The sequence below is a fragment of the Microbacterium sp. ARD31 genome (assembly GCF_031844425.1).
Map to the genome: position 1 here is coordinate 107,036 of NZ_JAUZVE010000009.1, position 19,448 is coordinate 126,483.

Annotated in this window: 19 protein-coding genes and 1 pseudogene; 10 read left to right on the top strand and 10 right to left on the bottom strand. The window is 73.8% G+C overall.

From position 1 onward, the window contains the following. Positions 1–11: 11 nt before the first annotated feature. The 3 genes from Q9S36_RS21960 (at position 12) to Q9S36_RS21970 (ending at position 2,609) form a co-directional block, all read left to right on the top strand. Entirely contained in the window at positions 12–539 is a 528-nt protein-coding gene (locus Q9S36_RS21960) for a SigE family RNA polymerase sigma factor (protein WP_311286983.1), read from the top strand. Beyond that, a complete protein-coding gene (locus tag Q9S36_RS21965) occupies positions 536–1,201 on the top strand; it encodes a hypothetical protein (protein ID WP_311286984.1) in 666 nt (221 codons plus the stop codon). The genes Q9S36_RS21960 and Q9S36_RS21965 overlap by 4 nt, the downstream gene beginning before the upstream one ends. 130 nt (positions 1,202–1,331) lie before the next feature. After that, positions 1,332–2,609: an MFS transporter gene (locus tag Q9S36_RS21970; RefSeq protein ID WP_311286985.1), complete on the top strand. Its 1,278-nt coding sequence runs from the start codon at positions 1,332–1,334 to the stop codon at positions 2,607–2,609. Here the strand turns inward: Q9S36_RS21970 and Q9S36_RS21975 are convergent. Continuing rightward, a complete protein-coding gene (locus tag Q9S36_RS21975; RefSeq protein ID WP_311286986.1) occupies positions 2,563–3,840 on the bottom strand; it encodes a hypothetical protein in 1,278 nt (425 codons plus the stop codon). The two genes, Q9S36_RS21970 and Q9S36_RS21975, sit on opposite strands and share 47 nt — an antisense overlap. A gap of 90 nt (positions 3,841–3,930) precedes the next feature. Next, a complete protein-coding gene (locus Q9S36_RS21980) occupies positions 3,931–5,103 on the bottom strand; it encodes a serine hydrolase domain-containing protein (RefSeq protein WP_311286987.1) in 1,173 nt (390 codons plus the stop codon). Positions 5,104–5,271: 168 nt separating this feature from the next. Here Q9S36_RS21980 and Q9S36_RS21985 point away from each other — a divergent pair, with 168 nt between their 5' ends. Both Q9S36_RS21985 and Q9S36_RS21990 read left to right on the top strand, forming a co-directional pair. Further along, the gene (locus Q9S36_RS21985) at positions 5,272–6,474 is read left to right on the top strand and encodes a sensor domain-containing protein (protein WP_311286988.1); all 1,203 of its coding nucleotides are present in this window, start codon (positions 5,272–5,274) and stop codon (positions 6,472–6,474) included. Beyond that, positions 6,462–7,103 carry a response regulator transcription factor gene (locus Q9S36_RS21990; protein ID WP_311286989.1) on the top strand — a complete coding sequence of 214 codons (642 nt, stop codon included), beginning with the start codon at positions 6,462–6,464 and terminating at the stop codon, positions 7,101–7,103. The genes Q9S36_RS21985 and Q9S36_RS21990 overlap by 13 nt, the downstream gene beginning before the upstream one ends. 150 nt (positions 7,104–7,253) lie before the next feature. Here the strand turns inward: Q9S36_RS21990 and Q9S36_RS21995 are convergent, their stop codons facing one another. Next, positions 7,254–7,817, bottom strand: coding sequence for a TetR/AcrR family transcriptional regulator (locus Q9S36_RS21995; RefSeq protein WP_311286990.1), 564 nt, complete (start codon positions 7,815–7,817; stop codon positions 7,254–7,256). Between the two features lie 38 nt (positions 7,818–7,855). On the opposite strand from Q9S36_RS21995, the gene Q9S36_RS22000 reads away from it, so the two are divergent. After that, positions 7,856–9,007: an MFS transporter gene (locus Q9S36_RS22000; protein WP_311286991.1), complete on the top strand. Its 1,152-nt coding sequence runs from the start codon at positions 7,856–7,858 to the stop codon at positions 9,005–9,007. Here the strand turns inward: Q9S36_RS22000 and Q9S36_RS22005 are convergent. From Q9S36_RS22005 to Q9S36_RS22030, 6 genes are read right to left on the bottom strand one after another with little or no spacing between them, the layout of a single operon-like run. Beyond that, a complete protein-coding gene (locus Q9S36_RS22005; protein ID WP_311286992.1) occupies positions 9,004–10,035 on the bottom strand; it encodes an aldose epimerase family protein in 1,032 nt (343 codons plus the stop codon). The genes Q9S36_RS22000 and Q9S36_RS22005 overlap by 4 nt on opposite strands. Beyond that, positions 10,032–11,021: a zinc-binding alcohol dehydrogenase family protein gene (locus Q9S36_RS22010; protein ID WP_311286993.1), complete on the bottom strand. Its 990-nt coding sequence runs from the start codon at positions 11,019–11,021 to the stop codon at positions 10,032–10,034. Before Q9S36_RS22010 ends, Q9S36_RS22005 begins: the two co-directional genes overlap by 4 nt. Further along, on the bottom strand, positions 11,021–11,380 hold the full coding sequence (locus tag Q9S36_RS22015) for a hypothetical protein (protein ID WP_311286994.1): 360 nt from the start codon (positions 11,378–11,380) through the stop codon (positions 11,021–11,023). Before Q9S36_RS22015 ends, Q9S36_RS22010 begins: the two co-directional genes overlap by 1 nt. Next, positions 11,377–12,279: a hypothetical protein gene (locus Q9S36_RS22020; protein WP_311286995.1), complete on the bottom strand. Its 903-nt coding sequence runs from the start codon at positions 12,277–12,279 to the stop codon at positions 11,377–11,379. Before Q9S36_RS22020 ends, Q9S36_RS22015 begins: the two co-directional genes overlap by 4 nt. A 14-nt stretch (positions 12,280–12,293) precedes the next feature. Next, positions 12,294–13,103, bottom strand: a complete 810-nt coding sequence (locus Q9S36_RS22025) for a citryl-CoA lyase (RefSeq protein ID WP_311286996.1) — start codon at positions 13,101–13,103, stop codon at positions 12,294–12,296. Further along, a complete protein-coding gene (locus Q9S36_RS22030; protein ID WP_311286997.1) occupies positions 13,103–14,263 on the bottom strand; it encodes a CoA transferase in 1,161 nt (386 codons plus the stop codon). The genes Q9S36_RS22025 and Q9S36_RS22030 overlap by 1 nt, the downstream gene beginning before the upstream one ends. A gap of 174 nt (positions 14,264–14,437) precedes the next feature. Between Q9S36_RS22030 and Q9S36_RS22035 the strand changes: the two genes are divergently transcribed. From Q9S36_RS22035 to Q9S36_RS22050, 4 genes and pseudogenes are all read left to right on the top strand, one after another. Beyond that, on the top strand, positions 14,438–15,919 hold the full coding sequence (locus Q9S36_RS22035) for an amidohydrolase family protein (RefSeq protein WP_311286998.1): 1,482 nt from the start codon (positions 14,438–14,440) through the stop codon (positions 15,917–15,919). 3 nt (positions 15,920–15,922) lie between these two features. Beyond that, positions 15,923–16,732 carry an IclR family transcriptional regulator C-terminal domain-containing protein gene (locus Q9S36_RS22040; RefSeq protein ID WP_311286999.1) on the top strand — a complete coding sequence of 270 codons (810 nt, stop codon included), beginning with the start codon at positions 15,923–15,925 and terminating at the stop codon, positions 16,730–16,732. A 26-nt stretch (positions 16,733–16,758) separates the two neighbouring features. After that, on the top strand, positions 16,759–17,187 hold the full coding sequence (locus Q9S36_RS22045; protein WP_311287000.1) for a DUF1810 domain-containing protein: 429 nt from the start codon (positions 16,759–16,761) through the stop codon (positions 17,185–17,187). Between the two features lie 234 nt (positions 17,188–17,421). Then, positions 17,422–17,704: pseudogene (locus tag Q9S36_RS22050) on the top strand (IS481 family transposase); the annotation flags it as partial. A 235-nt stretch (positions 17,705–17,939) separates the two neighbouring features. On the opposite strand, the gene Q9S36_RS22055 reads toward Q9S36_RS22050, so the two are convergent. Continuing rightward, positions 17,940–19,388, bottom strand: a complete 1,449-nt coding sequence (locus Q9S36_RS22055; protein WP_311287001.1) for a carotenoid oxygenase family protein — start codon at positions 19,386–19,388, stop codon at positions 17,940–17,942. Between the last annotated feature and the right edge of the window lie 60 nt (positions 19,389–19,448).

Here is a 19,448-nt window from a genome sequence, read left to right on the forward strand (position 1 = left end):
AGGCGGGTGGGATGAGGTCGCGGAGCCGGACCGAGGAGTTCGTGGCGTTCACCGCCGCGCACCGGCGCGACCTCGTGCGCACGGCGACCCTGCTGTGCGCCGGGGACGCCGCCCACGCCGAGGACGTCGTCCAGATCACCCTGACCCGACTCTTCCTCGCCTGGACCAGGGTCCGGCGCGCCGACAGCCCCCTGGCCTACGCGCGTCGGAGCCTGACCAACGCGTTCCTCGACGAGGCGGGCCGGGCCCACCGGCGTCGCGAGTCGGTGGCGGCGGACCCGCGGACGGCCGCCGCCGAGCCCGCCGCGTCACCCGAGGACGTCGTGCTCCGGCGGCTGGTCCTCGACGCCCTGGCCACCCTCGCGCCCCGCCAGCGGGCGGTGGTGGTCCTGCGGCACTGGCACGACCTCGATGTCGCCCAGACCGCCGAGGCGCTCGGCTGCTCCACCGGGACCGTGAAGTCCCAGAACGCCCGTGCGCTCGCCCACCTCCGCTCGGTCCTCGAGGCCGCGCCCGACGTACTGGAGGCCCTCTCGTGACCATCCACCAGGACCCCGACCTGCACCGCGTGCTCGCCCTGGCCGCCGGTCCCGGCGAGTCCCCTGCCTCCGAGCCCGGCGGCGACCTCGCGCGCGCCCAGCAGGCGCTGCTGGTGCGCCGCCGTCGACGGTTCCGCTACGCCGCCTCCGCGATGACGACCGTCGCAGTGGTGGCGGTCCTGGTCGCCGGCGCGCTCGGGGGCGGTGGCACCGGCACCACCCCCACACCGCCGGACGGTCGCGGCTCGGTGGTCAGCGACCGGGTCACGCTGGCCGGTGGACCGCTGGCGGTCGAGCCCTACGTCTTCGACCAGGTGCCCGTGGGCTGGCACGTGCAGGGCCAGTCGCCGACCGCGCTCACCATCGCACCGTCGGACGGCTCGGTGTCCGAGGACCCCGACGACTTCATCGGCAAGCTCGTGGTGATGTTCGACCGGCAGCAGCTCCACGGCGAACCCGTCGTGCACGACGGGCGCACCTTCCACGTCGCGGTCGGCGACGACGACGGCTACACGACCGTGTCGGTGCGCACCACCCGCGCCGAGCCCGCCGGAGTGGTGCGCGTGCAGTACCCCGTGCACGCGGGATGGGAGATCGCGCAGATGCTCGACTTCCTCGCCGGCGTGACCGTCACCGACGGGGCCCGCCCCGGGGTCGGCTGAGGGGCGCTCGACCCCGCCGGCCGATTGCGCGCGCGGCCCGGCCGGCTCGTAGGATCGTGGCAGCAGAGGGTTTCACGCGTCTTGGAGGTGGGTTCGGCGCGTCGTTCCGACGCACCCGAAGGACCCGCCCGTGAGCCCGCTCGCCTCCTACCGCCGACTCCTGCAGCTGGCCGGACCCACCTACGTCCTCGTGGCGTTCGTCGGTCGCCTGCCGCTCGCGATGAGCCAGCTCGGCACCCTCCTCCTCGTCGCCACCTCCAGCGGCAGCTACGGACTCGGCGGCCTGAGCGCCGGCGCGCTCGCCGTCGCCAACGCCGTCGGCGCACCCGTCGCCGGCACCCTCGCCGACCGCGTCGGCCAGCGCCACGTCGTCCTGGCGCAGTCGCTGCTGGGCGCGGCCGGGCTGGCCGCCCTCGTCGCCGTGGTCCGCGGGGACTCCTCCGACGTCCTCGTGGTGCTCACCGCCGCCCTGACCGGTCTCGCCCTCCCGCAGGTCGGCCCGCTCGCCCGCGTGCGGTGGCGGCCGCTGACCCGCACGACCGGGGCGCACCAGCGCCGCCTGGTCGACGCGGCGTTCTCCTACGAGGGCGCGGCCGACGAGGCCTCCTTCGCCATCGGTCCCGCGCTGGTCGGGCTGTCCGTCGCGGCCTTCTCACCCTCGGGCGCGCTGCTGCTCGCGGCGGGGCTGCTGGCCGTCTTCGGCTCGCTCTTCGCCCTCGACCCGTCCGCGCGACTCGCGCACGAGGGCCGTCACGCGGTGGCCGCGGGACGGCTCCTGGTCCCTGCCTACGCCGTGCTCGTGGTGGCGCAGGTGACGATCGGCTCGCTGTTCGGGGCGACGCAGACCGGTGCGACGGTGCTCGCCACCGACCTCGGGAAGCCGGGGCTGGCCGGCTTCGTCCACGCCACGCTGGGCGTGGGGAGTGCGCTGGCCGGCCTGGCCACGGCGTACGTCCCCGAGCGGATCGGGCACGAGCGCCGCGCCCTGGTCGCGGCGTGGGCGCTGCTCGCCTTCTCCGTGCCGCTGCTGCTGGCGGACACCCTGCTCGCCACGACCGCCACGGTGCTGGTGCTCGGCCTGGCCGTGGCGCCCTACATGATCGCGGTCTTCTCCCTCGCCGAGCGCGTCGTGCCGCCGTCGCGGGTCGGTGCGGCCATGACGATGCTCGCCAGCGCGACCGGCCTGGGGTACGCCCTCGGCTCGAGCCTCGCCGGCCGGCTGGCCGACACCTCCGGGGCGACCGCGGCCCTCTCGGTCACGGTCGGCGCCACCGGGGTCGCGGTGCTGCTGATGAGCTCCCAGCAGCGGCGGCTGCGGTCGGCGACCGCCGCGACCCCGGCCGACGTGGCCGAGGAGTCCGTCAGCGGCGACCCCGTGCCTTGCGGATCTTCTTCTTCAGCTTCCTGACCTTCGACTCGGCCGTGCCGAGGTCCGTCCGCGCCTTGGTGAGCACGAGCTGCGCCGCGTCGATGCCGGCCTGCGCCGCGTCGTGTGCGGGGGTCGCGGCAGCCAGTGCGGCGCTCGCCTGGGTCACGGCGTCGGCGAGCGGCTTCTCCGCGGCCACGAGCGCGGGGAGGTCGGCCTTGGCCTTCGCCAGGTCCGCGCGGAGCTTGTCCTGCTCCTTGTAGAGAGGGTCGATGTGCTGCGTGGCGTACGCGTTCATCGCGGCGTTCGCGGCGGCGACGGCGGCGGCCTGGTCGGCGATCGGCTGGGCGTAGGCGTCGATCTGTCGCTGCAGGTCGGCGGCCACCGCGGCCCAGCTCTGGATGTCGTTCTGGATCTCGGTCAGCCGGGCGTTGAGCTGGTTGAGGTGGGCCTCGATGTCGAGCCGCTGGGCCTTCCTCTGGTTGTACTCGGCCTGGGCACGGTCGAGCAGCGCCTCCGCGTCGTCCAGGCCCGGAACCGGTCGCCACGTGCCGTTGCGCAGGCCCTCCCAGAAGCCGTTGCGCTTGCGGGTGTCGTCCCACTGCGCCTTGCGGCGCTCGAAGTCGAGGCGGCAGGCCTCCTTGTAGTCCCAGGCCTGCTGCTCGGCGGCCCAGGCGGCGCTGTGGGCGTCCTGGACCTGGCTGATCTCCGCCGCCACGTTGCTGGCGGCCACCGCGGCCTCGTTCTGGTTCGCCCAGGCGGTGGTCTGCTGCGCGCGCAGCGCCTGCACGGCGTTCTGCAGCTCGACCTGCCGCGCGCTGGCGGCGTCGTACGCGTCCCGGAGAGGCTTGTAGCCGGCCTGCGCGGCCGCCATCCGCTTCTCGAGGTCGGCCCACAGCGCGCCCTCGCTGTCGACGAGGCGCTGCGCGGTGTCGAGCGCCGCCTTGGCGGCGGCGTGCTTGGCACGCGCCTCGTCGAGGGCGACGGACGCGGACTGGTAGGTGAAGATCGCCGCGGTGCCCGCCTCCCGCAGGGCCTGCAGCTTCGTCGTCGCGGTCTCGACCGCGGCGGCCGCCCGGCGCTTCGCCTTCACCGCCTTGCGCAGCCGCGCCTTCAGCTCCTTGACCGAGGCCGCGGCCGGCTTGGCGTGCACCGCCCGGCTCTCGGTCGCCGACGCGGGGCGGGTGTCGGCGCCCGACGCGGCGGGCGCCGACAGTGGGACGGACAGGGCGGCGGCGACGAGCAAGGCTGCGGCGCGGTTGCCGGACTTCATCAAGGACTCTCCTGGCGGTGACGCTCGGTCAGGACTGTCCTGACGTTCGCGCCGTACCTTCCCTGAACCAGCCGTCCCAAACCGCCCGGCTCAACCTGCGGCGCAGACGAGGTCCTCGACGGTCCCGCTGACGTCGGCCACCATGTCCATGCTCGTCGGCAGCGCCGTGACGGCCACGACCGCCCAGCGGCCGTCGTCAGTCACCAGGTTGCGGGTCTCGAAGCCCTGGATGTCACCGCCATGGCCCCACCCCACGACACCGCAGTCGAGCTCGGCGCGCGCCAGTCCCAGGCCGTAGCGCCAGCCGGGCTCGGCGTCGAACTGCGGCGCGCGGACCGTCTGCCGCATCTGCGCCAGCTGCGCGGGAGCGAGCAGCTCGCCGTCGACGAGCGCGGTCATGAAGACGCCGAGGTCGGCGGGGGTGGAGACCAGCTGGCCGGCCGCCCACCCGAGCGAGGGGTCCATCCGGGTGATGTCCTGCCACGGTGCCCCGGGCTCCTCGGCGAGGTAGCCGTGGGGGTGGCTGCCGCGGATGCGCTGCTCGCCGACCCGGGGCCAGTAGGTGTCACGCAGGTCCAGCGGCCGGATGATCCGCCGGGTGATCTCCTCACCGACGGGCCGACCCGTGACCCGCTGGACCAGCAGGCCGAGCACGACGTAGTTGGTGTTGGAGTACTCCCACTTCGTGCCGGGCGCGAAGTGCTGCTCCTCCGCCAGGGCCGCGTCGAGCAGGTCGTGCGGCTCGAAGTAGGTGTGCGCCACCGCTCCGAGGGACCCGCCGGCCTCGATGACCAGCGAGTCGTAGTCCGGCAGCCCGGTGGTCTGCTGGAGGAGCTGGCGCACGGTGATGCGCCGGCCGTCCCCGCCCGGGCCGCGCACGACCCCGGGCAGGTAGTGCTCGACCCGGGCGTCGAGGTCGACGTCGCCCTCCTCGACGAGCTGGAGGACGACGGTGGCGGTGAACATCTTGGTGTTGCTCGCGATGCGGACCCGGGAGTCCGCGGGGACCTCCTCGCCCGTCGCGAGGTCGCCCGTGCCGGATGTGTACGTCCGCACGCGGCCGTCGGCGTCGCCCACCGCGGCGATCACGCCGGGGAAGCCGGTGCGCGACACGAGCCGGTCGACCCGCTCCTGCGCGGACGTGCGCTCGGTGGTGGGTGCCGCCTTCGCGTCGACCACGTTGGTCGTCACGGAGAGGGCGACGGCAGCCGCGGCGAGCGTGGCCGCCGTACGACGGGAGATGCGGTGCGAGAGCTGGGACATGGGGTCTCCTCCGGTGGTGGTGGAAGTGGTGGGTGTGCGTGTCCCTCAACCGTCGTCGTCGACGAGCCGGCGTTCGATCCCGCTGCCTGCCGACCTCGTGGTACAGCAGGCACTACTCCTGGCCCCGATCCCTTGGGACGGGCACCGCGCGCCCCCTACGGTGCAGACGTGTCCACCGCTCCCGTCGCCCTGCGTCGCACGCTGCGCTCGCTCGAGCAGCTGCTCGGCGGCTTCGGGACCGCCCTCCTCGCGCTGGGCGTGCTCACGTGGTCGCTGACCCTCGGCTGGTTCACCTCCCGCTCGACGCTCGGCCTCGTGCGCGGGCTCGCCGACCGGGAGCGCGCACGGCTCGGACGGTGGGGCGCCGAGGTGGTGCCCCCGACCGTGCGGCCCGACCGGCTGCGGGAGGCGCTGCGCGACCCGGCCACCCGCGCGGAGCTGCACTGGCTGGCCCGGCACGCGGTCGCCGGCAGCGTGGTGGGCTTCCTGGCCGTGCTCGCCCCGCTGTCGGCGGTGCGCGACCTGACCTTCCCGCTGTGGTGGTGGACGCTCCCCGACGGCTGGGCGAGCCCGTCGCTCGGCCTGTGGGTCGTGCAGACCTGGTCCGGGGTGCCGGTGGTCGTCGCCCTCGGCCTCGCCTGGGCCGCCCTCACCGCCTGGGGCGCCCCGCTCGCCGCGCGGCGGCAGCTGCGGGTGGCCCGTCGGCTCCTCGGCGAGGCACCCGGCGACCTCACCCTGAGGGTCGCCGAGCTCACCCGCACCCGCGCCGCGGCCCTCGACGCGCACGCGGCCGAGCTGCGTCGCATCGAGCGGTCGCTCCACGACGGCGCGCAGAACCGCATCGTCGCGGCCACGGTGATGATCGGCGCCGCGCGCCGCAGCCTCGCGGGAGCGCCGGACCGGACCGAGCACCTGCTCGGGCAGGCGCAGGACGCCGCCGAGCTCGCGCTCGCCGAGCTGCGGGCCGTGGTGCGCAGCATCCTGCCGCCGGTGCTCGCCGACCGCGGGCTGGAGGGGGCACTGCACGGCCTCGCAGCGGCCAGCCCGGTCCCCTGCACCACCGAGGTCGACGTCGGGGTGCGGTGCGCCGCCGCCGTGGAGGCGACGATCTACTTCGTGGTGGCGGAGGCCCTCACCAACGTGGCCCGGCACAGCGGCGCCGGGCGGGTCGACGTCGTCGTACGCCGCCGCGCGGACGACAACGTCGAGACGGTCGTGCGCGACGACGGCAAGGGTGGCGCCCACGAGGGCGACGGCACCGGGCTCGCCGGGATCCGCCAGCGGGTCGAGGCGATGGACGGGCGCTGGTCGCTGTCGAGCCCGGCGGGCGGTCCGACCGAGCTGAGGGTGGAGGTCCCGTGCGGATCGTGATCGCGGAGGACGACCCGCTGCTGCGCGAGGGCATCGGCGCGGTGCTGGTCGCGGAGGGCCACGAGGTCGTCGCGGCCGTCGGCGACGGCGACCTGCTGCTCGAGGCGGTCGAGCGGCACGAGCCCGACGTGGCCGTGGTCGACGTGCGCATGCCGCCGACGCACACCGACGAGGGCGTCCGCGCCGCGGTCGAGGCCCGGCGCCGTCGGCCCGGCCTCCCGGTGCTCGTGCTGTCGGCGTACGTCGAGCGGGCCTTCGCCACCGACCTCCTGTCGCAGGGCAGTGCCGGCCTGGGCTACCTGCTCAAGGAGCGCGTGGGGCGCGTCGAGACCTTCGTCCAGGCGCTCGAGCACGTTGCCCGGGGTGGCACGGCGATCGACCCCGAGGTGGTCGCGCAGCTGGTGGCGCGACCCGATCCGAGGATGGCCCGGCTCACCGCGCGCGAGCGCGAGGTGCTCTCGCTGATGGCCGAGGGCCGCGGCAACGCCGCGATCGCACAGGAGCTCGTGGTGACCGACGGGGCGGTGCACAAGCACATCCGCTCCATCTTCGCGAAGCTCGACCTGCCGCCCTCCGACGACGCCGACCGGCGGGTGACGGCGGTGCTGCACTACCTCGAGAACCGCTGAGCGAGCTCGCTCTGCCCACCACGGCCTGTCGAACAGGACGAAGTCGGGCCCGGCGTACGCCGCTGCGCTCGGCCCGCCCCTCCTGTCGGCACCTCGTCCTGTCCGACACGCCCGGGCGCACGCGGGCGGACGGGCTCGTTGGCAGCACCTTCACGCCGGGACGACGAGCTCGGCCACGGCCCGGGCGTGGACCACGGGGTCGGCGGGCGCACCGCGCAGGAGACTGGCCAGCGCGCCGTTGTAGACGACGAGCAGCCGGCCGACGAGCGCGTCGGGATCGGCCGTCCCGGTCTCGAGCGCCAGCTCGCGCAGTCGTGAGGTCAGCACCCTCGTGTCGGCCTCGACGAGGGCCCCGACCGGGTCGCCCCTCCGCCCGGCCGGTCGCTCGGACGCGGTGGCGAGGAAGCAGCACCACTGGGTGCTCCCCGACGTGCGCCGAAACTCGGCGAGCGCGTCGAAGAGGGCCAGGAGCCGGGCGCGCGGTGACGTCGCGGCCGCGATCGAGGCCTCCCACTGGGCCGTCCAGGCATCGAGCCTTCGCTCCAGCACGGCGGCGAGGAGACCGTCCTTGCTGCCGACGTGCTGGTAGAGCGTCGCGATCGCCACCCCCGCCTCGCTCGCGACCCGGTCGACGCCCGTCACGCCGATGCCGTCGCCGAAGAACAACCGCTCCGCGGTGTCGAGGATGCGCTCGCGCGTCTGGGTCCGGGCCACCGTAGAATCATAACGCTCGTTCTGATAGAACGGTCGTTATGGTTCTGACGATCGCCCCGATCGCGCCCGACCGGGCGCGGAGCCTCGCGGTCGCCGTGCTGGGCACGGTGCTGATCGCCTCCACCTACGGCATGGCCCGCTTCGGGGTGGGACTGTTCGCTCCCCGGCTCGTCGCCGAGCGCCCGGGGCTCGCGCCCGTGGTGGGCTGGGCCGCGGCGGCCCAGTTCGTCTCCTACGCGGTGGCGGCCGCGGTGGCGTCACGGACCTCCGACCGCAGCCCGCGCGCCGGCCTGCTGCTCGCCGGGACCACGGCGAGCCTCGGGTGCGTGGGGGTGGCGACGACCGCGTCACCGGGATGGCTGGTCGTCCTCGTCCTCGTCGGCGGTGCGGGGGCCGGCCTCGCCTCACCCGCGCTGGTCCGCGTCGTCGACGCGCTGGTGGAGCCGCGACGTGCCGCCACCGCCCAGTCGCTCGTCAACACCGGCACGGCGGTCGGCGTGGTGGTGGCGGGTGTCCTCGCCCTCGCGGTGCCGTCCGTCGCGGCCGCGTGGTGGGCGATGGCGGCGGTCAACGCGGCTGCGTCGGCCGGCCTGCTCGTCCTCGTCGGACGACAGGACCTCGGCAACCGGGCCGGCACGGGGACGTCGTACGACTGGCGCGCGCTCGGCGTCCCCGCCGTCGCGGCCGTGGTGGTCGGCGCCGGGTCGGCCCTCGTGTGGAGCTACGGCCCACTCGTCGCCACGCGGTCCGGCCCCGTGGCCGAGGCCCGGGTCGGGCTGCTCTGGATCGCGCTCGGGATCGGCGGCCTGGTGGGCCCCCTCACCGGCCGGCTCGTCGACCGCGCCGGGCTCCGGGGCGCCTGGCTCGGCTCCGTCGGGGCGGTGGTCGTCGCGCACCTCGCCCTCGGCGCCGGCCTCGGCCTCGGGCTCGCCTGGCCCACGTACGTCGCGATGGCCGCATTCGGCGCGGGCTACATGTGCCTGTCCGGCGTGCTGATCCTCTGGGCGCGCGAGGAGTGGCCCGACGCCGCCGGGCGCGGCACCTCGCTGCTGTTCATCGCCCTGGCGGTGGGCCAGGCGATCGGCGCGGTCGTGCTCGATCCGCTCCAGGCGAGCCGTCCCGGCGCGGCCGTCGTGGTCGCCACCCTCGCCTGCCTCGCCGGAGCGGCGCTCGTCCGCCGGCGGGCCTAACCGAAGCGCCACTCCAGCGTGGCGGCGTACGTCTCGCCGGGCTCGAGCACGGCCGAGGGCCACTCCGGGCGGTTCGGCGAGTCGGGGAAGAGCTGCGGCTCCAGCGCGATCCCGTCACCCTGGCGGTAGAGCGCGCCGGTGGTGGAGCGACGCCTGCCGTCGAGGAAGTTGCCGGTGTAGACCTGCACGCCCGGCTGGTCGGTCCACAGCTCCACGCTCGTGCCCGTGGCCGGCGCGGTGAGCACTGCCGCCCGCCGCAGGCCGGAGCCGCGCACGACGTAGTTGTGGTCGATGCCCTGGGCGTCGAGGACCTGGGGGTGGTCGGTCCGGACGGCCCTGCCGACCAGGGTCGGCTCCCGCAGGTCGAAGGGCGTGCCGGCGACCGGCGCGTGTCCCCCGGTCGGGATGCCGGTGGCGTCGACCGGCGTGTAGTGGTCGGCCTCCACGAGGAGCACGTGGGTGTCGATGCTCCCGGCCCCCTCGCCCTCGAGGTTGAGGTAGGCGTGGTTGGTCAGGTTGACCACCGTGGTGGCGTCCGTGGTGGCCTCCATCGCGACCCGCACGGTGTCGCCGTCGACGCGGTAGCGGACGGTGGCCGACACGGTCCCCGGGAAGCCCTGGTCGCCGTCGGGGCTCACGAGGGTCAGCACGACCTCGTCCGCGGTGTGCGAGACCACGTCCCAGAGGCGTACGTCGAAGCCGTCCGGCCCGCCGTGGAGGCTGTTGCCGCGGTCGTGGGTCCGCACCTCGACCTCGCGCCCGGCCAGGGCGAAGCGGCCGCCGGCGATGCGGTTGGCGTAGCGCCCGATGGTGCCGCCGAGGTAGTCGCTGCTCGCGAGGCGCTCCGCGACGTCGGGCTGGCCGAGCACGACGTTGCGGCGCTCGCCGTCACCGCCGGCGACGACGAGCCGGTGCACCGTCGCCCCGAGGGTGAGCACCTCGACGACCGGCCCGGGCTCGGCCCCGATGGTGAGCAGGCGGACGTCACGTCCGTCGGGCATCTGGCCGAACACCTGGTCTCGGGTCACCCGGCCATCCTCGCGGGGACGAGCACCTGCCGCACGCCCGACCCGCCCTGCTGGACCTGCCAGGCGTCCTCGACCTCCGCGAGCGGACGTGCCCGGTGCGCCACGCCGATGCGACCGTCGGCCGCGAGCCGCGCGACGGAGGTCAGCGCGGCGGCGCGCATGTCGGGGGTCAGCGCGTTGTTGGTGTAGCCGAGCAGCGACAGCCCGCCGGCGCGCAGGACCGCGGACGAGAAGGTGGCGGCGTCGGAGGCCGAGCCGCCGAGGTTGACCAGCCGGCCGCCGGGCGCCAGCACCCGCACCGCGGCCTCGGCGACCCAGCCGAACACCGGGTCGAGCACCACGTCGGCAGGCTCCGGCAGCACGTCGCGCAGCGCCTCAGCGAGGGCGACCGGGTCAGGATCGCCGGCCTCCACCACCGCGTCGGGGCCCTGCGCCGCGGCACGCTCGGCCGAGTCGCCGGGCCTGCAGACCGCGACCACGCGTCCCGCGCCCTGGGCCCGCGCTGCGCCGATCGCCGCCTGGCCGACCGCGCCGCCGGCGCCGAGCACCACCACCGTCTCCCCCGACCGCAGGCCGGCCCGCCAGCCGAGCGCCTGCCACGCGGCGACGCCCGAGAGGCCCAGCGCGGCGAGGGCGACGTCGTCGACGTCCAGGTCCGGCAGGGGTACGACGTCGGCCGCAGGCACGGCGCACAGCTCGGCCAGCGCCCCGTCCACGTCGGCCATCCCGGCCGAGGTGGACACGAACACCCGCGTCCCCGCGGGCGGCCCGCCGCCCGACAGCACCTCGCCGATGCCCTGCACGCCCGGGACGTAGGGCAGCTCGCGCGCCCCGAAGTACGACGTCCCGCTCGCGCAGAGGAGGTCCAGCGGGACGACCGGTGCGGCCGTGACCCGCACCAGCACCTCGTCGGGGCCGGGCGCCGGGTCGGCGTGGTCGGCGTACGCCGGTGCCGCCCCGTGGGCGTGGAGGACCGCGGCTCGCATCAGGTCGCGATGTCGGGGTAGGGCAGCGACAGGTGCTTCATCGCCGCGCCGTAGGCGAGCTGGTACTCGAGCGGTCCGTGGTCGCGCTCGAACATCGCGATGAAGAGCGTGAGGGTGAGGAACGGGTGGGCGCCGAGCTCGAACAGCCTGACGTGGTCGTGGCTCGCGAGGGCCTCGCGCTCGTCGTCCTCGAAGGCGAGCCAGGTCGACCGCTCGTCGGACGTGCAGTTGAGGATCCGGTTGGCCTCCTCGGCCTCCCACCACGCGACCGTGCCGCGCGGGTCCTCGCGGTAGCGCTCGACCAGCGCCGGGTCCCGGTCGATGGTGAACAGGAACTTGTTGACGAGGTACTTGCTCATCGGGCCGCTCCGTCCTGTGCTCCGTCCTGTGCTCCGACCTGTGGCACCCCGTTCGGGTACCAGGTGAAGTAGGCCTCCATGGTGTGGAACAGGTCGAGCGAGTCGACGTGGTCGGCCTTCGCGCCCTCCCCCGCCACGCCCATCATCAGCATGAAGTCCATGAAGCCGTGCGTCGCGTTGCCCGGCAGGTGGAGGCTGTCGAGGGTGACCTCGCGGCAGCAGCCGTCGATGTCGCCGTTCGCGATCCACTCGACCGCCCGCCGGTCGAACTCGGGGTCGGGGCCGTGCTCGCCGAACTGCCGCGGCCCGCCGAGCTCGAGCGAGAGGTGGCCGGTGCCGATGATGGCCACGCGCTGGTCGGAGGGCCACGACTCCACCAGCTCGCGGATCGCCTTGCCCAGGGCGACGAACCGCCCTGGCTGCGGCAGCGGCGGGGCGAAGATGTTGGTGTAGATGGGCACGATCGGCAGGTCCGCCTGCGGGCGCAGCGTGATGATCGGGCAGGTGATGCTGTGGTCGATCCGGAGCTCGTTGCTGAAGGCCAGGTCGAAGCCGAGGTCGAGGCCGCCGCGGAGCACGTGGGCGGAGAGGTCCTCCTGACCGGCCAGCGTCATCCGCGGCAGGCCGAACTCGCGCTCCTCGTTGTACCAGTTGGCGTCGTAGAAGGGTGCCTTGCCGACCAGGAACTGCGGCATGTTGTCGAGCCACAGCTGGTGGAAGTGGTCGCTGCCCACCATCACCAGCACGTCGGGACGGGCCCGGGTGAGCGTCTCGCGGAAGGCCTCGATCTTCCGCACCCACTCGTCGGCGAAGGGCGGACGGTCGTCGCCCACCGCGGTGCTCGCGCGGTAGTAGAACGGGTGGTGGGTCGAGGCGATGACGGCGACGATCTCGGCCATGTCGGGGCGGCTCCTCAGCTCTGCTCGGTCTGGAGGGGGTCGACGTAGACGGCGTTGCGGTCGACGCTCAGGTAGGCGTCCATGCCGATGGGGCGGCGCCGCTCCTCCGCAAGCTGCCCGAGCAGGCCCGCGGCCCGCGCCAGCAGCGCGAAGCCGCGCAGCATCTCGACCGGCAGGCCGAGGTCGGCGAGGGCGGCACCGCACACCCCGGCGCCGTTGAGCGGCAGCGTGCGGCCCAGCACCTCGGGGTGCACCCGGCCGATGGCGTCGAACAGCCGCAGGTGCGGACCGAGGAGGCCCTCCTCCTCGGCGATGCGCATCAGGACCGGCGTGCGCGGGTCCCGCTCCTTGTGGACCGGGTGGCCGAGCCCCGGGACGTAGCGGCCGGCCTCCCTGGTGCGGCGTACGGCGTCGAGCGCGAGCGCGTCGTACCCGGCGTCGTCGGTGGGAAGGTCACCGGCCGCGACGACCACGTCGTGGAGGTAGCCGCCGCAGTCCTCGGTCACCCCGAGGAAGCGCGAGCCGCCGCCGAGCAGGCCGGCGGCGAGCGCGCCCTGCAGCGAGTCGGGCGCCGAGAGGTACGTCAGCCGCGCGGCGATGGCGGTCGGGGTGAAGCCGTGGTCGGCCAGCGCGACCAGCACCGCCTCGAACAGCCGCGTCTCCGACGGCGTGGGCCGGCGCATCGCCACCAGCCAGAAGGCCAGCTCGCCGAAGCCGACCTCGCCCATCAGGTCGGCCGTGAGGTCCTGGCCGAGCAGCCGGATCTCGTCGGCGGTCGAGGTGCCGAGGGAGGTGGGGTACTGCTGGTCGGGCTCCGGGCTCATCACATCTCCTCGTCCAGCCAGGCACGGATCTCGTCACCGTGCTCGTCGAGCGCCGGCGGCGGGCGGTCGTAGCGCGCCTCGGCGTCGGAGAACCGGATCGGGTGGCGCACGCCGGGAAGCGCGGCGTCGCCGCTGCCGACGGTGACGACCGGGTCCAGGCCGATCTGCTCGGCGAAGGCGACGCCGCCGTCGACGGTGTTGATCGGTCCGCACGGCACGCCCGCGCCGATGATGTCCTCGAACCACTCCTGGGCCGTGCGGGTGGCCAGCCGCTCGACCAGCAGCGGACGCAGCTCGTCGCGGTTGGCGGTGCGGTCCTCGTTGCGCGCGAACCTGGGGTCGTCGGCCAGCTCGGTGACGCCGAGCACCTCGACGAGCTTGCGGAACTGCCCGTTGTTGCCGGCGGTGACGATGAGGTCCCGGTCGGCGCAGGGCAGCGGCTCGTAGGGGAACAGGCTCGGGTGGGAGTTGCCCATCCGGAACGGCACGGTGCCGCCGGCGACGTACGCACTGGACTGGTTGACCATCCCCGAGAGCGCGGACGACAGCAGGTTGACCTCGACGTGCTGGCCGCGGCCGGTGCGCTGCCGGTCCTGCAGCGCCGCGAGGACGCCGATGGTGGCGTGGAGACCTGCCATCACGTCGAAGACGGAGATGCCGGCGCGGTAGGGATCGCCGTCGGGGTCGCCGGTGAGGCTCATCAGGCCGCTGATGGCCTGGACGATGAGGTCGTAGCCGGGGAGCCTCGCGCCCTGCTCGCCGCTGCCGAAGCCGCTGATCGAGGCGTAGACGACGCCGGGGTTGGCCTCCGAGACGCTCGCGTAGTCGAGCCCGAAGCGCGCCAGCCCGCCCGGGCGGAAGTTCTCCAGGACGATGTCGGCGCGGGCGACCAGCCGGCGGGCCACCTCGAGGTCGTCGGGGTCCTTGAAGTCGAGGGCGATCGAGCGCTTGTTGCGGTTGACGCCGAGGAAGTACGTCGACACCCCGTCGCGCACGGGCGGCTGCCAGGTCCGGGTGTCGTCGCCCTGCGGCCCCTCGACCTTCACCACCTCGGCACCGAGGTCCCCCATCAGCATCGTGGCGTAGGGGCCCGCCAGGATCCGGGAGAGGTCGGCGACCAGCAGCCCCGCGAGTGGTCCCTGCTTCGGACGGTCTGTCACGCGCATCCCTCTCGGTTCTGCGGACAGGTGTCCGCTCACTGGTCGACCAGTGTTCGCGCGGCGGTCCAGACTTGTCAAGGGACTCCCTTGACATCGCGTGACCGTGCGGCGCACAGTGACGGGCACCACATCGACCGTGATACGGACAGTTGTCCGAGAAATGGAGACCATCGCATGCCGACCTCGGACGACCGTCGCCCGGTGCTCTTCACCGGCGGCACCGTGCTCACCATGGACGACCAGCACACCGTGCTCACCGACGCCGACGTGCTGGTCGTCGACGACCGGGTCGCGGAGGTCGGGGCGGGGCTGTCCGCGCCCGACGGCGCCGAGGTCGTCGACGCGTCCGGCGGCATCGTGATGCCGGGCATGGTGGACACGCACCGACACATGTGGCAGACCGCGATGCGCGCCTACGGCGCCGACTGGACCCTCACCCAGTACTTCGTCTGGTACTACCTCGAGCACGGCGCGAAGTTCCGCCCCGAGGACATCCGGGCCGGCAACCTGCTCTCCGCGTGGGACGCCCTCGAGGCGGGCGTCACCACCACCGTCGACTGGTCGCACGGCCTGCAGACCGTCGACCACGCCGAGGCGGCCGTCGACGCGCTGCGCTCGGTCCCGGGCCGCTTCGTGCTCGCCTACGGCAACATCCAGGCCGCACCGTGGGAGTGGACGGCCGACCCGGCGGTCCGCGGGTTCTTCGAGCGCAACCGGGGCACCGACGGCGACATGCTCGGCTTCCAGCTCGCCTTCGACGTCACCGGCGACCCCGCCTTCCCGGAGAAGGCCGCCTTCGAGCTCGCCCGCGACCTCGGCCTGCCCGTCACCACGCACGCGGGCGTCTGGGGCGCGACGAACGACGACGGCATCCGGCTCATGCACGAGCACGACTTCATGCAGCCCGACACGGTCTACGTCCACGCCGCGACGCTCTCCACCGACAGCTACCACCGCATCGCCGCCACCGGCGGCTCGGTGTCGGTGTCCACCGAGTCCGAGCAGAGCGCCGGCCAGGGATACCCGCCCACCTGGCAGGTCCGCCGCCACGGCATCCCCGTCTCGCTCTCCATGGACACCTCGGTGTGGTGGAGCAGCGACCTGTTCAGCGCGATGCGCACGACCCTCGGCGCCGACCGCTCGCGCGAGCACCTCGAGGCGCACGCGGCCGGCGACACGGTCACCCACTCCGGCCTGCGCGCCGAGCAGGTCGTCGAGTGGGCCACCCGCGGCGGCGCACGGGCGCTCGGACGCGAGGACCTCGGTCACCTCACCGCCGGCGCCAAGGCGGACGTCGTACTGATCAAGAACGACGACTCCCCCGTGTCGTTCCCGCTCCTCAACCCCTACGGCCACGTCGCCTTCCAGGCGCAGCGCGGCGACGTGCACACCGTCGTGGTGGACGGCCGCGTCGTGAAGCGCGACCACCGCCTCGTCGGCGCGGACCTCGCCTCGGTGCGCACCGAGGTCCAGGACACCGTGGAGCACCTGCGATCGGCGATGGGCGAGGACGTCTGGCAGCAGGGGATGAACCCCGACCTCCCGGGCGAGGACCACAAGGTGCTCGACAACCCGTACCAGTACACCGACTACCGCTCGCACACCACGCACGGCGCTCGCGGTACGGTCTTCGGCGAGCCGAACTCGGGGAGGTAGCCCATGGCCGGTCGTGGCAGCGGGCCCGACTTCGTGGAGTCACTGGCCCGCGGGCTCGACGTCCTGGCCGGCTTCGGTCCCGACCGGCCGACGATGACCCTCTCCGAGGTCGCGGCGGCCAGCGGGCTCGCCCGTCCCACGGCCCGCCGGCTGCTGCTCACCCTCGAGGAGCTCGGCTACGTCCGCGTCCGCGACGGCGCCTTCTCGCTGACCCCGCGCGTGATCGGCCTCGGCATGGCGTACGTCGGCTCGCTCGGCCTCTGGGACGTCGCGCGCCCGCACATGGAGGACCTCGTCGGGCGCATCAACGAGTCGGTGTCGCTCGCGCAGCTCGACGGCTCCGACATCGTCTACACCGCCCGCGTCTCGGTGCCGAAGATCATCGCGCTGCGGGTCGAGATCGGCACGCTCTTCCCGGCTCCGCAGACGTCGAAGGGCAAGGTGCTGCTGGCCGCCCTTCCGGCCCGCCAGGTCGCATCTGTCCTGGAGACCCCCAGCCGATCGGGCCTGCCGCCGCACGCCGGGCGCCCGGTCGACGAGCTCATGGACGAGCTCACCCAGGTCCGCGCCCGCGGCTGGGCCCTCGCCGACGAGGAGCTCGCCCCGGGCGTCCGCTCCATCGCCGTTCCCGTCCGCGACGGCGACGGCGAGGTCCGCGCGGCGATGAGCGTGACCGTGCACGCCGCCGAGACCTCCCGCGAGACGCTGGTCGACGAGCACCTGCCCCAGCTCGTCCGCACCGCCAGCGAGGTCAGCGCCGACTGGACGCTCTGGCAGTCACGACCGCACGTGGAGGTCGCGGCGCGCGGCTGAGGTCACCGTGGCATAGCGTCGCAGGGGTGGACACCGACCCCTTCCGACTCCAGCGCTTCGTCGAGGCCCAGGAGGGGGTCCACGCGCGGGCGCTGGACGAGCTGCGCGCCGGCCGCAAGACGACCCACTGGATGTGGTTCGTCTTCCCGCAGGTGGCCGGCCTCGGCTCCTCGGCCACTGCACAGCGCTACGCGATCGGCTCGCTCGAGGAGGCGCGCGCCTACCTCGCCCACCCCGTGCTCGGACCTCGGCTGACCGAGTATGTCGAGGCGGTCCTGTCGCACTCCGGTCGCACGGCCCACGACATCCTGGGATCGCCCGACGACGTCAAGCTCCGCTCGTCGATGACGCTCTTCGTGCTGGTGGCGGGTCCGGAATCGGTGTTCCAGCGCGTGCTCGATGCGTTCTTCGACGGCGAGATGGACACGCGGACGGTCGACCTCCTGAACGCCTGAGGGCAGCCAGCAACTCACATCTCCAGCGAGCGTTGTCATCGCGCAGTGGCCAGAACCCACACACGTGCGGCGGTTGTGGCCCTCGTACGCCCTGCCCGAGGGCGAAAACCCACACACGTGCGGCGGTTGTGGCCCTCGTACGCCCTGCCCGAGGGCGAAAACCCGCACACGTGTGGCGTGGCCTGAGGATGCCTCGCGTGGGGGGCGGTCTCGACGTTCTGCGCCGAGCACGGCATCTCGCGAAGGCGTTCTACGAGCTACGCAATCGCGCGATGGTCGACGGTCCGGCAGCGGTGCTCGAGCCGCGGTCCAGACGTCCCACCTCGAGCCCGACGAAGCTGAGCGACGAGGTCAAGGCGCAGGCCGTGCAGGTCCAGGCGGCCTTGGAAGCCTCCGGGCTGAACCACGGCCCGATCAGCGTGCACGACAAGATGAAGGCGATGGACCTGAGCGTGGCGCCCTCGGTGGCGTCGCTGGCCCGGATCTCCGCGAGGCAAGCGTGGCCCGCCTCGAGCCTGGCCGGCCAGCCATCGTGGTTCGACCGGCCAGTATCAACTCGGTACCTGCCCGCGCAGCCACCGCCACCGGCCGACCTGCTACGTCGGCAACGGCCGCCACCTCTGGCGCACACCCCACGGCCAGACACTCCTCGTCGACCACACCGGCACCCACCGGATCAGCCCCCACAAAGCGTCCGCCATGGCCGACGCCATCGACGACGGCGTCGAGCGCTACCACTCGGATGCGGTGGCCTACGACCCGGCTTGAGGCGACGGCTCACCGCGGCCGGGAGCCCAGTTGCCGTGGAAGCCGGTGGGCACGCGGCCGGGGAGGTGCACGGCAGCGACGTCCTCGAGCGTCTCCGCGTCCAGCAGCACCAGGTCGCTGCGCCCGGTGGCGCGGTCGTGGACGTAGCCCATCAGCACCCCGTGGTCCTCCCCGTCGGAGCCGGGGTCGGGGACGAAGCAGAACTCGCCGGCCTCCCGCCCCGCACCGAGCCGCCGGCTCTGCGTGGTGCCGGCGACCACGTCGTGCTTGAGCACGGTGTCACCGAAGCCGGGGCCGACCATCCCGACGGTGTAGCCGAAGCGGTGCGGCCGGCCGGTCAACCGCTCGTCGTATCGAGGGAACTCCTGGGCGTGCTCGTCGAAGCGGTGCTCTCGGGCCGTCCCCGAGCCGACGTCCAGGGTGAAGCGCACCAGCGACGCCGGACCCTCGTTGGGTCCGGTGTAGTCGGTCGCGAACATGCGCGGGTGCCTCACCACGTCCAGGACGACCTCGCGGCTGCCCGGCGCGCCGGTCTCGAACGCGTTGAGGGTGTGGAAGACGTAGCAGGGGTCGATCTCGAACCATTGCACGTCGGTCCCGTCGCCGGCGCGCGGGACCAGACCGATGCGCGCCACGTGCTCGGGGTCCCACGAGTACGGCAGCGGCGCCGCCGGGTCGGTGACGGACTCCCCGCGGGCCACGGCGTCGACCAGCCACTCGGGCATCGCGTTGCCGCCGAGCGCACGGCGCTGCTGGTCAGCCGTCAGCCGAGCCAGGCGCGGGACGCCATCGGTCACCATGCCCATGTCGAAGGTGACGGGCAGGTCGTAGACCACCACGTAGTGCTCGGTGAGGGCGCAGTCGTGGATCATCGGCATCCCGCCGGTCTCGATCTCCACGTGCTTGACGACGGTGCCGTCGGCACCGACGACGGTGTAGTCCACCGTGGTCCCCCGCACCCAGTTGTAGGAGATGGCGTGCAGGTCGCCGGTGACGGGGTCGGCGTGCGGATGGGCGGTGTAGCCCTGCGAGCCGCCGAAGTCGAGGGTCCCGCCGAAGTCGCAGCGACCGACGGTGTCGAGCTCGAAGGTCAGCTCGTACGGCGTCGGCCCGGACTCGACGATCGCGAGGGTCCTGCCGGCGTGCTGGACCACGTTGGTGTTCGGTGCGTGGTCCTCGCCCTCGGGCTTGACCCACCTGTTGCGGTACCACTCGGCCCGACCGTCCGCGATCCTGACGCCGTGCACCATGCCCTGGCCGAGGAACCAGTGGTGCTGCGGGCCGGGATCCTCGGCCGGGTTCGGCCCGTTGCGCAGGTAGCGGCCGTCGAGGTGCTCGGGCAGCCGTCCCGTGACGGGCAGGTCGAAGGCCGTCAGCTCGCTGTGGACCGGAGCGAAGTTGTCGGCGAGGTATCTGTTCTGCGTGGTCGGCATGGCGTCCTCCCGGAGCGTATAACGCCGTTATGCTTCGGACCATAACGCCGTTATGAAAGG